The following is a 14,966-nucleotide window of genomic DNA, read 5'->3' as shown; positions in this document are numbered from 1 at the left end:
AAATTAATTCTCCTTCGTCATAAACATTTGCGGGGTTATACCATCCATCCCAATCATCGGATCAATTTTCTGTGAGGCTGCCAACGCCGGCGTTAACTGGTGAGGCGCTGTTTTGGCTGCCCTAACTTCATTATCCGAGTCGGAACCATTTGTGTCAATTTGTGCGGATTGTTGCGGCAACGCTGGTCGTAGTACCGTAGCTTCTTCGACAGCCGTTTGCGATCCTTCGATGTCAAACACCTGCTGCAACCGCTGAACCAGCCCTGTATGCCGATTCACGGCCACTTCGCCAACTGCCGTTTCAAAAGCTGCAAGTTCACCCACCAAAATCAGAAATGACTTTGCTCGGGTAATGGCGGTATAAAGCAAGTTTCGCCGCAACATTCGCCGACTTTGCAAGGTTAGCGGCAAAATCACCATCGGGAATTCGCTCCCTTGAGCTTTGTGGATCGACGTCGCATAGGCCAGCGTGATTTTGCTAAAATCGCTACGCTTATAGGTGATCTCATTGCCGTCAAAATCAATCGTCAGCTCATCGGTTTTGCTAGATGCTTCCTTCGCTAACGTGATCCCGACAATCTGGCCGATTTCGCCATTAAACACATTCTGATTAGGATCATTGACCAGTTGCAGAATTTTATCACCGATTCGATACTCGGTGTCGCCAAAATGAACGGTTTTGGTCCGCGCGCTGCGTTTAGGATTCAAAATATTCTGCAACATTGGGTTGAGGCGATCAATTCCCGCGGTTCCGCGATACATTGGTGCTAACACCTGAATGTCGGCGATCGAAAATTGCTTGACGGCCGCCCGCTTCACAACTTGACCTACGACTTCCGGCACTTGGTTGGGCGCGCATGCCAAAAAACTGCGATCCACTTGTGGTTGCGTGAAATCGTCAGGAAGTTTGCCGGCGTTCACCGCATGGGCTAACGGAATGATCGAACTATCGGCATCCTGGCGATGAATATGGGTTAATGCGGCTTGGGGCAGCGCACCGCTGCGTAAAAGATCCGCAAAAACCTGTCCCGGACCTACACTTGGCAGCTGGTCTTTATCCCCCACCAGCACAATCTTCATGCCGGGGTGAAGTGCGGTCAACAACGTCCGGAATAAATACGTATCGACCATCGACATTTCATCAATAATCAACAGCCCATCCGGCAGATCATTGGGCGCAAAATCCTGCGTGTCCACGCCCAGTCCCAATAACCGATGAATGGTACTGGCCGGTAACTGCGTCGTCTCACTGATTCGCTTAGCTGCGCGGCCAGTCGGTGCTGCCAACATGATTGGAAAAGGATCATCCGAGTTATACTGATTGGCATCTAACGAGAGGTCATGTAGTCGCGCATAAGTGCGGACAATCCCATCTGTCACGGTCGTTTTTCCGGTACCAGGACCGCCCGTCAATAGAAAAATCGGGGATCGCAACGCCGTCACAATTGCTTTTTTTTGGACATCATCGTAGGCAATGCCGGTGTCTGCCTGTACTTCGGCTAACGTTTTTTCAATATCTGGCAGCTCAGGTTCTTCAGCCTTCGCGCCTGCTTCGGCTAATCCCTTCAACTGACGAGCAATCTGCCACTCCGAATCATAGAGCCGTTTAGGAAAGATCCGTTTGCCCTCAGCGACCAGCTCATTATCTTTAGCAAGGGTCACAATGGCCTGACCAACGTCATCCGGCTTAACGGCAATATTCCGTGCCCGCTCTAACAAATCAAGTGTCTGGGTAACGAGCGTGCGCAGTTCGACAAAAGTGTCCCCTTCGCCATCGGTCAGGCGTTGCAACGTGTCCATGACGGCTCCGCCGAGACGCAATTGCGAATCCGGTGCGATATTCAATTTGGCAGCAATTTGATCCGCACGGGTAAACCCGATGCCGGCAATATCATTGATGAGTTGATATGGATTTTGCTTAATCACTTCAAGCGCGTCATTTTGGTATTGCTGATAAATCCGCCCCGCCATGTTACTGGTGAAGCCGTAATCATTCAGTCCGATGATGACGCGTTCCATGCCTTGATTCGTCTTGAGATTGTCAACCAGCATTTTTCGCTTTGCAGCGGTGATGCCAAGGCCTTCAAGCGATGCCGGATCATCGAGAATCTGATTAATCGCATCTACCCCAAGCTTACCAATGATCTTCTCGGCAGTTTTTGGCCCGATACCCGGAAACTTATCCGAACTGAGGTAATTGATCAAACCGGTTTTGTTGGTTGGCTGATCAACGTGATAATTATCTGCTTGAAACTGTTGGCCATACTTGGGATGGTCGATTACGTGACCGGTAAAGGTGTAAGTTTCGTCTTCCTTGATGTCACCAAATGTTCCGGTCACGACAATATCTGGTTCGGTCCAGGTAATGGTCGTAGCCGTAATATCAATCAGGAGAATTTTAAAAAAATTCGTTGGATTCTGAAAGAAAATGCTTTTGACCCGGCCGGTGACACTATCCTCATGCCTGTCCATCATGACCCTCCTGTAACTTTAAAAACCGGTTGATGTCGGCGACCGCGCTGGCCTTTTGATCATAGCCTTTCGGATCGAGTTGCTTGGCTTCATCCAGATAACGGCTGCCATCCTTACCGGCAGCACTCAATGCCATACCATAAGTAAACAGAATTTGCGGTTGTTTGGCGTCAAGCAATGGCTTCAAAATGTCCGCTGCCGCGTCAAATGCCTGAGCTGCCAACAACAAATCAGCCGCAAGCAACGCCGCATCGGTTTGTTTGGGGGCCAATTCGTGGGCGGTGAGGGCAAATGCGAGGGCTTTTTTCGTTTGTCCTGCCTGTTGGTAACTCAGTGCCAACATGTAAGTGGCATCGTTCTTGAGGTGCTTGTCCTTGCGACACTTGGCAAACCAGGCTGCTGCAGCTGGATAATCCGCCTGGGCATAGGCAAATAAGCCGGCCGTATATTGGAGTTCAATATCAGTCGGGAAAAGGTTGCGGGCTTTGGCGAGTAGTTCTCCCGCCTGATCCAAAGCTTTCAAACTGATGAGCATCGTTGCCAACATGGCGTAGCGCTTAGGATCTTTCGGCGCAGCATCAATGGCTTTGACGGCCGCATGTATAGCCTCTTCGTGTTTTCCTTGATTAAATGCGGTTAAAATATCTGAATCCATAACAACCTCTTTACTCATATCGTGGTCATGCTGTGTCAAAAATCAAATGGTGTCGGTTGGTTTTGGCGGTTCCGGTAAAAAGCCGGTCTCATTCCAGTCGATTAATTTAAACGGCAGACTTGGTCCATCTGCCTGTAAAATCGTCACGCTGCTGTTTGTAAGGCCACCGTCTTTGCGAATCTCGGCTAATGGCGTCCCCAGCAAGCTTTGAATGACTGCAGCCAGTGCGGCGCCATGACTGACATACAATAAATTAGCCTCACCAGTTCGATCCATTGCGACCGTCGCAACAATGGCCGGAATGGCGCGATTAATCAGCTGGGGAAACGACTCGCCATGAATTTTTCGCGGATCATAAGCAGCCGGTTCATGCCGAAAAGCATGTAACTCTTGCGGAAAATGTTTGGCAACGTCACTGAACGTCATGCCTTCCATTTTGCCCAAGTTAAATTCCCGCAACGCTGGCATAACCGTTAACGGAATTGTTTCATCCAAATCTTTGATTAAAGTCTGCGCCGTCACCCGCGCGCGCTTAAGCGGACTCACATAAGCGTGGGCAAAAGGAATACCACGCAAATAGTCGGCCAATGCCTTGATTTGCTCAAAACTTTCCGGAAGCAACGGGGAGTCCCCATTTGCGCCTTGATAACGTCCTTGATTATTCCATTCGGTTTTGCCATGGCGTACAAAATATAATTTGGTCACAAGCCGCTCTCCTTTTACGTCTTAACCTTTTCATTATCAGTATTTTCGCCATAAATATCAAGCACACTCAAGGATGGATCAAAACTGGTGCGTCGCAACTAAAACAAATCACCAATGAAAACTCAAAAACGAACTTACTTCCATTTTGCAAAATTTGGAAGTAAGTTCGTTTTCGTACTACATTGTGAATTGTGTTCCCCACTTTGAAACTTTTTCTATTTGGGTCTCATACGTTACTAAACGTACTGCAACTCATTCGTGTGGGCATAAGCTGCATCAATGGTGCCGCCGCCTAAGCACTCGTCGCCGTCATAAAAGACAACGGCCTGACCGGGAGTGATGGCACGAACCGGCTCGTCAAAATCAACCGTGGCTGTACCGTCCGCATGATAGTGAATCGTAACGCCCGTGTCACGCTGGCGATAACGGAACTTTGCTGTCATGTGGGTGCCTTCTGCAGGCGCCTCTCCGGTTGTCCAGTTAAGGTTTGACGCACTGAGACTCGTGGCCATCAAGGCAGGATTATCAAAACCTTGGCCCACGTAAAGGATATTCTTGTCTAAATCTTTACCAACAACAAACCAAGGCTCAGAATTTTGCGAATTGCCGCCGATGCCAAGGCCTTGACGCTGACCGATCGTATAATACATCAGCCCGTCATGGGTGCCCATCTCGACACCATCAACGGTCATCATTTTACCGGGCTGCGCTGGCAGATAGGTACTTAGAAACTGCTTGAAGTTCCGCTCACCGATAAAGCAAATACCGGTCGAATCCTTCTTTCTCGCTGTAGCAAGTCCCGCAGCAGCCGCAATCTTACGTACTTCCGGCTTCTGCAGGTGGCCAATCGGAAACATCGACTTCTTAAGCTGATCCTGGGAAAGCTGACTCAAGAAATATGTCTGGTCTTTATTACCATCAGCCCCACGCAACATGTGAGTCACGCCATCCTCATCGGTCTTCACTTGCGCATAATGGCCCATCGCAATGTAGTCCGCATTTAACTGCTCAGCATAGTCCAAAAATGCCTTGAACTTAATTTCCTTGTTGCACATAACATCAGGATTTGGTGTCCGGCCGGCTTTATATTCGTCTAGGAAATATTGAAAAACCCGATCCCAGTACTCTTTTTCAAAATTAATCGAGTAATAAGGGATCCCGATTTCACTAGCGACCTTGGCCACGTCTTCATAATCCGTGGTCGCCGTACAAACGCCATTTTCATCGGTGTCGTCCCAATTTTTCATAAAGACACCGACAACATCATATCCCTGTTGCTTCAGCAAAAGCGCCGTGACACTGGAGTCAACGCCGCCGGACATGCCGACAACAACTCGGGTGTTGGAATTGTCCAAAACAATCACCATCATTTCATCAGATTCTGGAGATATCCGATTTGAAGGTCGAATTCCAGTAAGTGTTATTATAGCAGGCCACAAAAAGATAGCAAGCACAGCTCTGCACAAGCCTTTTCCAACTTTTGAGTTAAAGAGGGCCAAGTTTTTTTAAATCGATCAGGCGCGATGTGACGATTAAAAGGCTTCGGCCATCCCGTTTCTGGCATTATGCCCGCCGTTCCGGAGCTTCGTTATATTGGCGCAATGCCTGGCCGGTTCGGGATTGCTTGACCTGCATGCTAGCTTCCGGGGTTCCGGCGTATAAAATCCGCCCACCATAAATGCCGGCATCAGGACCCATATCAATTAACCAATCGGCCTGACTGATGACTTGCAGATTGTGTTCGACAATGATCAGTGAATTTCCGGCGTCCACCAAATCGTCAAACAAGCGCAACAATTTGGTGATGTCCTGTAAGTGGAGGCCGGCTGTCGGTTCATCAAGTAAGTAAACTTCGCCCGTGCGGTTTAATTCAACCGCCAGCTTGAGGCGCTGCTTTTCCCCACCTGACAACGTGGTCAGCGGCTGGCCGAGTGTTAGGTAATCAAGCCCCACCCGCGCCATATTCCGTAGCGGCTTGGCAATCTCACTTGTTTCAGCGAAGAAGGTTTGCGCCTTAGCAATCGGCATTTGTAACACATCGGCAATATTTTGCCCGTGATAGGTGTAACTCAGTGCCTGATCGTTATAACGCCGCCCGTGGCACTGTTCACAAACCGAGACAACCGGATCCATGAAGGCCATATTCGTGATCGTCACACCTTTACCTTTGCAGCGTGGGCAAGCGCCGCGGCCATTGTAGCTAAACCAACTGCTGCCGACATGGTTCGCGTGGGCAAAAACTTTGCGAATCGGGTCCAGAATTTTCAGGTAAGTTGCCGGCGTTGAGCGAATGTTGGCACCGATGTCGGCCTGTGCCAGGTCAATATATGGCACCGTCAAATGATCGCGTAATGCGCTGACCAGCGTACTTTTACCTGAGCCAGCAACTCCGGAAATCACGGTTTCGATGCCCAAGGGAATGACGGCATGGACATCTTTCAAGTTGTGCCGCTTAATGTGAGGCAGATCAAGCGTCGTCTTGGCTGGCCGCGGTTGACGAAACGTCAGTCGCCGTTTAAGCAGACGGCCAGTCAGCGCTTGGCTAGCCAACAACTGCGGATAGGTGCCGGTGAACGTGATGTGGCCACCGGTTGTGCCGGCACCGGGACCGACTTCGACAATGTAATCACCTAATGCAATTAACGCCGGATTGTGTTCGACAATCAAAATCGTATTGCCTTTTTGCTTTAACCGCACCAGTGCCCGCTTAATTAATTCAATGTCATGCGGGTGGAGGCCGACGCTGGGTTCATCAAGAATATAAACCATGTCGACCAAAGCGCTGGTCAGAAACTTAGCGATTTTGATGCGCTGGGTCTCGCCACCTGAAAGTGTTTCTGTCGGCCGATCCAACGAAAGGTAACCTAACCCGATATCAATTAAAGCATCGATTTTCCGCAACAGTTCGCGGATCACATCTTGCGCTAGTGGAACCTGAATTTTCTTCAAAAACTCCCGCACATTGACCAGATCCATTTTTAATACCTGCGCAATATTGGTCTGATTGATGAGGCAGGTCAACACTTCCGGACGCAAGCGCGTGCCATGGCATGCAGGACAGGGCTTGCGCGTCACGATTTCGGCAAGTGCCGCTTTGTGGTGCTCCGCTTCTTTTTTGCCAATAATCGATCGCTTGATGCGCGGCACAACCCCTTCATACAGAGCCGTTCGCGGCCATTTGGCAGGTGCATGCTTGAGTGTCTGTTGCGGCGCATATAACAACAGCTTCATTTCTTCCGGCGTATAATCCCGTAACGGTTTATCGTTGTCAAACAACCCACTATAGACATAGCGCCGCCACCGCCAAGTATCGGGCCCGAAACTGACAAAAGTAATGGCGCCTTCGTTCAATGATTTGTTGGGATCAATCAACTTTTTAACATCAATATCATCGACATAGCCGAGTCCCTGACACGTTTGGCACATTCCCTGTGGCAGGTTGAATGAAAAGGTATCCGAATAACCGATAAAAGGTTTGCCAATCCGGGAGAATAGCAGCCGTAAAAGTGAATAAATTCCGGTATAGGTGGCTAGCGTCGACCGGGCATTTTTCCCGATTCGTTTTTGCTCAACCACGATGGCGACCGGTAAATGGTCAATCGAACCCACGTCGGGCTGACCATACTTGGGCAGATATTGCTGGGTAAAGCTGGGAAAGGTTTCGTTTAGTTCCCGGCGCGATTCAGCCGCGATGGTGTCAAAGACCAACGACGACTTGCCTGACCCAGAACGCCCGACGAAAACCGAAACGGCGTACTTTGGAACTTTAATATTCACGTGTTGCAGATTATTCTGATTGGCGTTATGCACTTCGATAAAACCGTGCTCGAACATCCAGCGTCCTCCTCTAACCATTCGTGTGCTTACTGACGCGTGCTCACCACAACGCGCCCGCTTACGCTAAAAAATTCTTAATAATACCAGCTTAGCACTTTTGCTTTTCAGGAATGACCCCATCACGGCAAATCAATCGTTCATGCTCAACGAAAAAAGCAGCAATCTCCTCACACACAAGAAGATTACTGCTAGTTTCAAACCCGATTACTTAGGTTCAATAACGCCGCGTTCAATTAAATTGTTAACCCAGTACTGATACTGTTCAACATTTTCTTTGGTGCAGTCGTTTTTAAAAATGTTAATCGCCTTTAGGCCGTTCCCAGTAGTTACATCAAGTTGAAACTTGTCCAGGTTCTTCGCCACCGTCATTTTGAGCTTATTCGCCGTCGTGTACGGTGAGTTAGGATCCAGTGACCGCTGCAACTGAAAATTGCCATTCTTGGTTTGAACAAAGCCAAGATCGATCAACGTAAACCGTTTCAACTCTGAACCAATTCGATAAGTCTTCGGATCGCCTTGCGCAGATCCTGTGGGTGCTAATGCCATTATGAAACATCCTCCTGAGCGTGAACCGGCGCGCTCAGGAGTCGGAGTGTAAGTGGCCTTGAGCGTGATGGCGGTCTTTGCCATTGCGACCAAGGTCCTTACACGCAGACTCCTGCGCCGGCGAACGCGTTAATGTGTGAGCGTGAACCGGCGCGTTTAGAAACCGGAGTGTAAGTGGCCTCGGGCGTGATGGCCCGAACTTAGGCCATTGCGACAGAGGTCCTTACACGCAGGTTTCTGCGCCGGCGAACGCGTTAATACAAGCGTGAACACGCTTTACTAACATTAAGTTTAGCATATCATGCGGCTACTGTGCGGCTTGTTTAGCAGCCAGCCGTTGCACAATCGGCAGTAGCGTATTAATGAAGGCTTGAATATCTTCCTGAGTGGTCTGTGCCCCAAAAGAAATACGGATTGATTCGCCCAACCGCGGGCTGTCTGCACCAAACATTGCGGTCAGGACGTGCGAAGGCTCCAGCGACCCCGCCGTGCAGGCAGATCCGCCTGAAACAGCCACACCTGCCAAATCGAGGTTGGTTTGTAAGGCATAGGTGGAAATGCCCTTCAGCCATAAGTTGAAAACATGATTGACATTGTCAGGTCTGATGTCGCCATTAATTGCGTAAGGAATATCGGCATCATCTAAGGCGTTCATGATTTGTTTCTTGAAGCCAAGATATTTGGTCTGGCGCTTTGCCTTTTCTTCAGAAGTGATCAGCTCAACGGCCCTTGCAAAACCGGCGATACCGGCAATATTTTCGGTTCCTGCACGGCGTTTGAGTTCCTGCTCGCCGCCTTTTAGCAACGATGGAAACTGCACTTTGGGATCGCGATATAAGAAGCCGATCCCCTTTGGTCCGTTGATTTTGTGCGCGGACACACTCAACATATCAATGTGCTGGGCTTTGACATCAATATCCAGTAATCCATACGCTTGAGTGGCATCGGTGTGGAACCAGGCTTGATGATCAACCAGCCGTTCGCCGATTTCAGTGATCGGCATGCGGCTACCGACTTCGTTATTGCCCATCATGATCGTAACCAGAATCGTGTCATCATCCAGAGCTGAATCAAAATCAGCCAACCGAATGCGCCCATTTTCGTCAACCGGCAGATAGGTGACCCGAAAGCCCTCTTTTTCCAGGGCCTTCAGTGGCTGCAAGACTGAAGGATGTTCAATCGCAGTTGTAATGATGTGCTTCCCCAAAGCAGCGTGGGCATGCGCCGTCTGGGTAATGGCCGTATTGTTGCTTTCGGTGGCGCCACTTGTGATGACCATCTCGCCGGGCTGGGCATGAATTGAATCGGCCAGAATTTTTCGACTTTTGTCCATTACGGTATGTGCTTCCCGGCCAAACCAGTGAGTCGAGCTCGCGTTACCAAAGTCATGCTGCATTTGATCCGTCATCGTCTGAATAACTTCAGGTGCCATTGGCGTTGTTGCGGCATTATCAAGATAAATATGTTGCATAAAAAATCAGCTCCTAATCATGCTGAGATGCCTGTAAATGGGCAAAGAACTGCAACAACATCGCGGCACTTTGCTCACCTGCTTTAATCACAAACTTGTCAAAATCGACGCCGGACTGTTCATCGGCCACGTCACTCATGGCGCGAATCACGACAAATGGCGTGTGGAACTCTTTGGCAACTTGGCCGACTGCTGCACCTTCCATTTCACTGGCCAGTGCCTGCGGATAGGTTTTCAAAATCCGGGCAATGGCTTCTTTCCCGTTAATAAATTGGTCCCCTGACACAATCAAGCCTACTTTGGGCGTCAAACCAGTTGCCGCAGCCGCTGTTTGAATTTGCGTCACATATGACATGCCTGCTTCAAAAATCTGCGGCTGTTGCGGAAGTTGCCCCGGCAAGTAGCCAAAGGCCGTAGCGTCCACATCGTGATAAGCCACGCCACTGGAAATAACCACATCACCGATCGCCAGGCCGTGGCCAATCCCACCGGCACTACCGGTATTAATGACAACATCAGGTTTGTAAGTCGCCAACAATAATGCAGCTGTCATCGCTGCTTGCACCTTGCCAATGCCGGATTGTACCAAAATCACATCGACATCGCCGATTTTACCTTCAAAATAATGTTGACTGGCAATAACCGTCTCTTTTTGCTGGGTTTGCCGCGCCAACAACGTGCGAATTTCCTCTTCCATCGCACAAATTACACCGACTTTAATCAAAAAATCCCCTCGTTCTCTCTATCAAATATGACGCTATTTTACGCCTCGTAGGTTCGATACATCCCTTAGCCAAAATAAAGAACCAAAAAGACAATCACAATCAACCCAAAGACAATGCCGATCGCCCAATTCAGACGTTTTTTGAGGCTATTGACTTTGCGAAACGTCATTTCATCAAAACGTGCCGCCTTAACCTCTGGCTTGTCGCGCGTCTGCCGGGCGTATTCTTTTTCCACTTCAACCCGTTTGGCTTCGCGATCACGAGCTTCCTGCTTCTTTTTCTTCTGGGCTTCACGGTAGGCTTTACGCGTGTTAACTTCTGCCATGCTGTTCCTCCTGCTGCTGCCAATAAAACAAGGCTAACAGCGTCTTACTGTCACAAATTCTGCCATCATCAACTGCTTGTTGAGCTTCATCAAACGTTAGCCAATGACTGTTCACAAATTCATCGGCATCTTGCGGCAGACGCTGGGCAGCCTGTGTTAAGTGCCAGGCTAAAAAAAGTGCCATGGTCGCATCCGAAAAGCCAAGTGATTGAAAATAACTGGCAAGCGGCTGCCAGTTCAGTGCCTCCAAACCGGTTTCTTCATTCAATTCGCGTTGGGCAGCAGCCAGTGGCATCTCGCCTTGGTGGATCTTGCCAGCCGGAATTTCCAGCGTTGCCTGGCCAACAGTTGATCGAAACTGACTGACAAACAAGGCTTGATGTCCTCTTAACGCCAAAATGCCCGCAGCCGGCTGTGCACGCACGATTTCCCGCTTCGCTGTCTGATCATCGCTTAGTTTAACCGTCAGTTCATCAACTGCTACTAATTCACCCGTAAACACCCGTTGTTGTGCAATCGGTTTTTCCTCCATCACAGCCGCCTCCTCGTCCTATTTATTCACAAGTGCCAAGCCGTCAATCAACGAATCGTTAACCGACTCAAAACGTTGACAAACACCACTTTTATGAAAGATCATGTCATCAGCTTACACCAGCAAACGATGCAATGCTTGATCTTAACAAAAAATTTGCGAATATCCAACTTCCGGCTGATAGTCAACCTATAGGACTGTGCTAAACTAAACTCAAACGAAAGAGGAAGTGATCTCGTGGCCACAAGCAAACGTATTCGCATTTGGCGAATCATACTCTGGGCCGCCATGGGTGCGGTATTAGGTGCCTTATCCGGGCGTTGGGCAATCGCTGTTTTTGTCGGCGTTGTGTTTGCCTTCGCTCGCTTTATCGGTGAACTAAGCCGACCGAAGCCAAAATCCACCAGTCTGCCAAGTTTGGATCCAAAAATGGCTGAACACTATGCGGCTTCCGGATTAAGTGATGAAGAAATCAAACTTTTTAGAAAGACCATGGCTGAACTTGCCGATCAAATTCGGACCATTGAAGCATTGACCAAGCAAGTACCAAAGCTTCGTGCGCTCACACTTAATACCGATTTGATCGATTTGCTGCACGCTTATTTCGAGGCACTGGTGCAAGCTCCGCAGCGGCTGACAGATGCCGGCACTTTTGTCTATCAACAGGTCCCGAATCTGTTGGATTTAATGCAGAAATATGCCCAAATCACACACCATGAAGTCAAAACGGCTGACACCTACGAAACGTTAGATAAGGCCTTTGAAACGATGACCGGGATGGCGGGTAAGATCCGCACCGATTATCAAGCCTTCATTAAAGATGACTTGGATGACCTGGATAGCGATGTCCGCCTTGCCAAGAAACACCTTGATCCTAATAAGATGCATGAAACGGAGTGACCAACGTGAGCGACGACAAACAAACAAATTTGACCGATGACCTATTAGCGGATCCCTTCAGCACCTCATCCGGCGCAAGCGATACCGCACCCAAAATCTCCGAGGCAGCAACAGCCAAGCCGAAACTGACCCCGGAACAGGAAGCCAAAGCGCAGGACTTGGCCAGCAAAATTGATGTCACTAAAGGCGAAACTGTCTTAAACTACGGTGCCGATGCCCAAAAGCAGCTTGGGGTTTTCTCTCAAAACATGCTGACAAAGGTACAAAGCCAAGATACCGGTGCCGTTGGTGACGCGTTAACCAGCCTGATGACGCGTCTAAATGAAGCCAATCCTGACGAACTCAAAGCAGAAAATAACAATATTTTCCGCAAAATCTTTGGCCGTGTCAAGCGATCTATTTATGAAATCACCGCAAAGTACCAAAAAATCGGTGCCCAAATCGATACGATTGCCAACCGGCTCGAAACGTCACAACAAGGCTTGTTAAACGATAACAAGCTTTTAGACGAGCTTTATGACCAAAACAAGGCGTATTTTGATGCCTTGAATATTTACATTGAAGCGGCGAACCTGAAGCTGGCCGAATTAAATGATAAAACGATTCCTGAAGCAGCCAAGGCCGCTGAAGCAGCTAATGACCAAATGGCGATCCAGCAAGTCAACGATCTGCGGCAGTTCGCCAGCCGTTTGGAAAAACGGGCGTATGATCTGCAATTAGCGCGGCAAATTACCATTCAGCAAGCGCCGCAAATTCGTCTGATTCAAAACACCAATCAGGCACTAGCAGAAAAAATCCAAGCCAGTGTCAATACTGCCATTCCTTTATGGAAAAACCAGGTGGCCATTGCCCTCACTCTTTTGCGTCAGAAAAATGCGGTCACGGCACAGCGCCAGGTTTCAGAAACGACCAACGATTTGCTTAAGAAGAACAGTGAGATGTTGAAGATCAGCTCAATTGAAACTGCCAAAGAAAATGAACGTGGCGTTGTCGATATCGAAACGCTGACACAGACACAAAACGATCTGATCGATACCTTGAAGCAGACGCTGCAGATTCAGCAAGATGGTCGCGTCAAGCGTCAGAATGCCGAAAAACAACTTGTCCAAATGGAAGGCGAACTTAAGCAGCAACTGCTAAATTATACCCACGGCGATATGGATAATCAAAATCCTAAAGACGTCACGCCGCACGTTTAATGGGTCTAAATTCTTAATTAACCTTGAATAGCGTAAAGTCCGTGATTTCGTCATCACGGACTTTTTGTTTTGGCTCGTTTCCCGCCAATTTTCAGTTGAATGGGCTTCCCTGACTAAGCATCGCCAACGCCACGAATTTGCCACATCCGATACCCTGTCAGCGCCAAGGCTAAGAGGCATAAACCGGTTGCAACCCAAAACGACACGTGCATCCCTGCGATAAAGACATCAGGCCGACCGGTTAGATAAGTTGTTACCTTCCGCCCAGCCGTGTGACTCATTGAGGAGAACAAAACCGTCGTTGCCGTCGAAATACCGACAACCATACCTAAATTACGTGCCAATGCATTCAATCCGCCTGCAATTCCAAGATCTTGCGGTGCCACACTCGACATCACGACCGTATTATTCGGCGCCTGGAACAGGCCATTACCAAACCCAACTAAGCCAATCATCAATGCTACGAAAACAAATGAGGTCTGTAAATTAAAAAGCGCATACCCAATCTGACTGCCAACAATGAACAACAATCCCACCATAGTAATTCGATAAGGACCGATGCGGTCGGCAATTGAACCAGCCACCGGCGCCACAATCACCTGGACAATCGGGAAAATCATCAGTAGGTAGCCAGCTTTTTCCGGTGATAAGCCGCGCGCATTCTGTAAATAAAATGGCGAGATCACATTAAAGAAGAAGTTCGTCACAAAAATAAAGAAAGCCGATAACAAGCTTAACGTAAACGCGCTATTCCGAAATAACTTAAAGCTGACTAACGGATCGGTTTTATGATTTTCAATCCGAACAAAAACAGCCAATGCGATCACGGCGATGACAAACAGCGCAAGAATCACCGGATCCGTGAAGCCACGTTCCTGACCCAGGAAAATACCCATGAACAAGGTCAGAATAAACCCTAAAAAGCTAATGAAGCCTGACCAGTCAATCGGAACCCGCTTGCTGGGTAAATCCTTCGGTAAAACAATCGATCCGAGAATCAACGCCACAATGCCAATCGGAATATTGATCCAAAAAATGTAGCCCCACGGCAGTTGACCCAGAATCAACCCGCCAATCCCGGGTCCGGCAATTGCGCCAATAGAAACAAACGACCCAATGAGACCCAAGGCACGCCCGCGTTCATTCATTGGAAAGATTTCGGTCACGATCCCGTTGTTATTCGCCATCGTCATGGATGCGCCCGTTGCCTGCACAATCCGCGCCGCCAACAGCAGCGCCAAACTATTGTTAAACCCGGCAAACAAAGAACCGATGAGAAACAGTACCATCCCGACACGGAACACTTTGATTTTGCCAATCGAATCGCCTAATTTCCCGAAAAATAAAAGCAATCCGCAGATCATCATCAGATAAATGGATACAACCCACTCGGCCTGATTCATCGGAATTTTCAAATCTCGACTCATCACCGGCAACGCAATATTGACAATAGACCCGTCCAGCGTCGACATGATGGTAAACATCCCGATGGCCGTGATGATCCACCACCGGTTTTTCTGGACTTTTTGGTTATCAATGTAATTTTTCACATTTTCCGCTCCTTCTAAAACGCCTAGCTGCACCATTATACGCCGAATC

At 48.8% G+C, this 14,966-nt stretch carries 13 protein-coding genes; 2 read left to right on the top strand and 11 right to left on the bottom strand.

Features of this window, described 5'->3' with window-relative positions:
- Positions 1–3: 3 nt before the first annotated feature.
- The 10 genes from recD2 to LACPH_RS05990 form a co-directional block, all read right to left on the bottom strand.
- Entirely contained in the window at positions 4–2,472 is a 2,469-nt protein-coding gene (gene recD2 / locus LACPH_RS06035; protein WP_274784796.1) for an SF1B family DNA helicase RecD2, read from the bottom strand.
- Positions 2,459–3,127, bottom strand: a complete 669-nt coding sequence (locus LACPH_RS06030) for a tetratricopeptide repeat protein (RefSeq protein WP_274784795.1) — start codon at positions 3,125–3,127, stop codon at positions 2,459–2,461. Before LACPH_RS06030 ends, recD2 begins: the two co-directional genes overlap by 14 nt.
- A gap of 42 nt (positions 3,128–3,169) precedes the next feature.
- Complete coding sequence (locus tag LACPH_RS06025; RefSeq protein WP_274784794.1) at positions 3,170–3,832, bottom strand: histidine phosphatase family protein; 663 nt, start codon at positions 3,830–3,832, stop codon at positions 3,170–3,172.
- A gap of 236 nt (positions 3,833–4,068) precedes the next feature.
- A complete protein-coding gene (gene mnmA / locus LACPH_RS06020; RefSeq protein ID WP_306387529.1) occupies positions 4,069–5,202 on the bottom strand; it encodes a tRNA 2-thiouridine(34) synthase MnmA in 1,134 nt (377 codons plus the stop codon).
- Positions 5,203–5,395: 193 nt separating this feature from the next.
- Complete coding sequence (locus LACPH_RS06015) at positions 5,396–7,666, bottom strand: ATP-binding cassette domain-containing protein (protein WP_274784793.1); 2,271 nt, start codon at positions 7,664–7,666, stop codon at positions 5,396–5,398.
- Between the two features lie 207 nt (positions 7,667–7,873).
- Positions 7,874–8,215, bottom strand: coding sequence for a DUF1831 domain-containing protein (locus LACPH_RS06010; RefSeq protein WP_274784792.1), 342 nt, complete (start codon positions 8,213–8,215; stop codon positions 7,874–7,876).
- A gap of 307 nt (positions 8,216–8,522) precedes the next feature.
- A complete protein-coding gene (locus tag LACPH_RS06005; RefSeq protein ID WP_274784791.1) occupies positions 8,523–9,686 on the bottom strand; it encodes a cysteine desulfurase family protein in 1,164 nt (387 codons plus the stop codon).
- A 13-nt stretch (positions 9,687–9,699) separates the two neighbouring features.
- Complete coding sequence (locus tag LACPH_RS06000; protein WP_010488631.1) at positions 9,700–10,410, bottom strand: 5'-methylthioadenosine/adenosylhomocysteine nucleosidase; 711 nt, start codon at positions 10,408–10,410, stop codon at positions 9,700–9,702.
- 65 nt (positions 10,411–10,475) lie between these two features.
- A complete protein-coding gene (locus LACPH_RS05995; protein ID WP_087912065.1) occupies positions 10,476–10,736 on the bottom strand; it encodes a hypothetical protein in 261 nt (86 codons plus the stop codon).
- Positions 10,723–11,268, bottom strand: coding sequence for an NUDIX domain-containing protein (locus LACPH_RS05990; protein WP_274784790.1), 546 nt, complete (start codon positions 11,266–11,268; stop codon positions 10,723–10,725). The genes LACPH_RS05995 and LACPH_RS05990 overlap by 14 nt, the downstream gene beginning before the upstream one ends.
- 237 nt (positions 11,269–11,505) lie before the next feature.
- Between LACPH_RS05990 and LACPH_RS05985 the strand changes: the two genes are divergently transcribed.
- Positions 11,506–12,168 (top strand): 5-bromo-4-chloroindolyl phosphate hydrolysis family protein, encoded by a 663-nt coding sequence (locus tag LACPH_RS05985; RefSeq protein WP_010488636.1) that lies wholly within the window; start codon positions 11,506–11,508, stop codon positions 12,166–12,168.
- Positions 12,165–13,367, top strand: coding sequence for a toxic anion resistance protein (locus tag LACPH_RS05980; RefSeq protein WP_162494859.1), 1,203 nt, complete (start codon positions 12,165–12,167; stop codon positions 13,365–13,367). Before LACPH_RS05985 ends, LACPH_RS05980 begins: the two co-directional genes overlap by 4 nt.
- 113 nt (positions 13,368–13,480) lie before the next feature.
- On the opposite strand, the gene LACPH_RS05975 is transcribed toward LACPH_RS05980, so the two are convergent.
- Positions 13,481–14,917, bottom strand: a complete 1,437-nt coding sequence (locus LACPH_RS05975; RefSeq protein ID WP_306387522.1) for an MFS transporter — start codon at positions 14,915–14,917, stop codon at positions 13,481–13,483.
- Positions 14,918–14,966 lie beyond the last annotated feature (49 nt).

This window comes from Lacticaseibacillus parahuelsenbergensis (assembly GCF_030770265.1).
GTDB lineage: Bacteria > Bacillota > Bacilli > Lactobacillales > Lactobacillaceae > Lacticaseibacillus > Lacticaseibacillus casei.
Note: the sequence above shows the minus strand (reverse complement) of the source record. Positions and strands in the feature narration are given on the sequence as shown.

Coding starts and splice junctions, on each gene's coding strand:
- recD2 (WP_274784796.1), bottom strand. CDS start 2,472: ATGGACAGGCATGAGGATAGTGTCACCGGCCGGGTCAAAAGCATTTTC.
- LACPH_RS06030 (WP_274784795.1), bottom strand. CDS start 3,127: ATGGATTCAGATATTTTAACCGCATTTAATCAAGGAAAACACGAAGAG.
- LACPH_RS06005 (WP_274784791.1), bottom strand. CDS start 9,686: ATGCAACATATTTATCTTGATAATGCCGCAACAACGCCAATGGCACCT.
- LACPH_RS06010 (WP_274784792.1), bottom strand. CDS start 8,215: ATGGCATTAGCACCCACAGGATCTGCGCAAGGCGATCCGAAGACTTAT.
- mnmA (WP_306387529.1), bottom strand. CDS start 5,202: ATGATGGTGATTGTTTTGGACAATTCCAACACCCGAGTTGTTGTCGGC.
- LACPH_RS05995 (WP_087912065.1), bottom strand. CDS start 10,736: ATGGCAGAAGTTAACACGCGTAAAGCCTACCGTGAAGCCCAGAAGAAA.
- LACPH_RS05990 (WP_274784790.1), bottom strand. CDS start 11,268: ATGGAGGAAAAACCGATTGCACAACAACGGGTGTTTACGGGTGAATTA.
- LACPH_RS06015 (WP_274784793.1), bottom strand. CDS start 7,666: ATGTTCGAGCACGGTTTTATCGAAGTGCATAACGCCAATCAGAATAAT.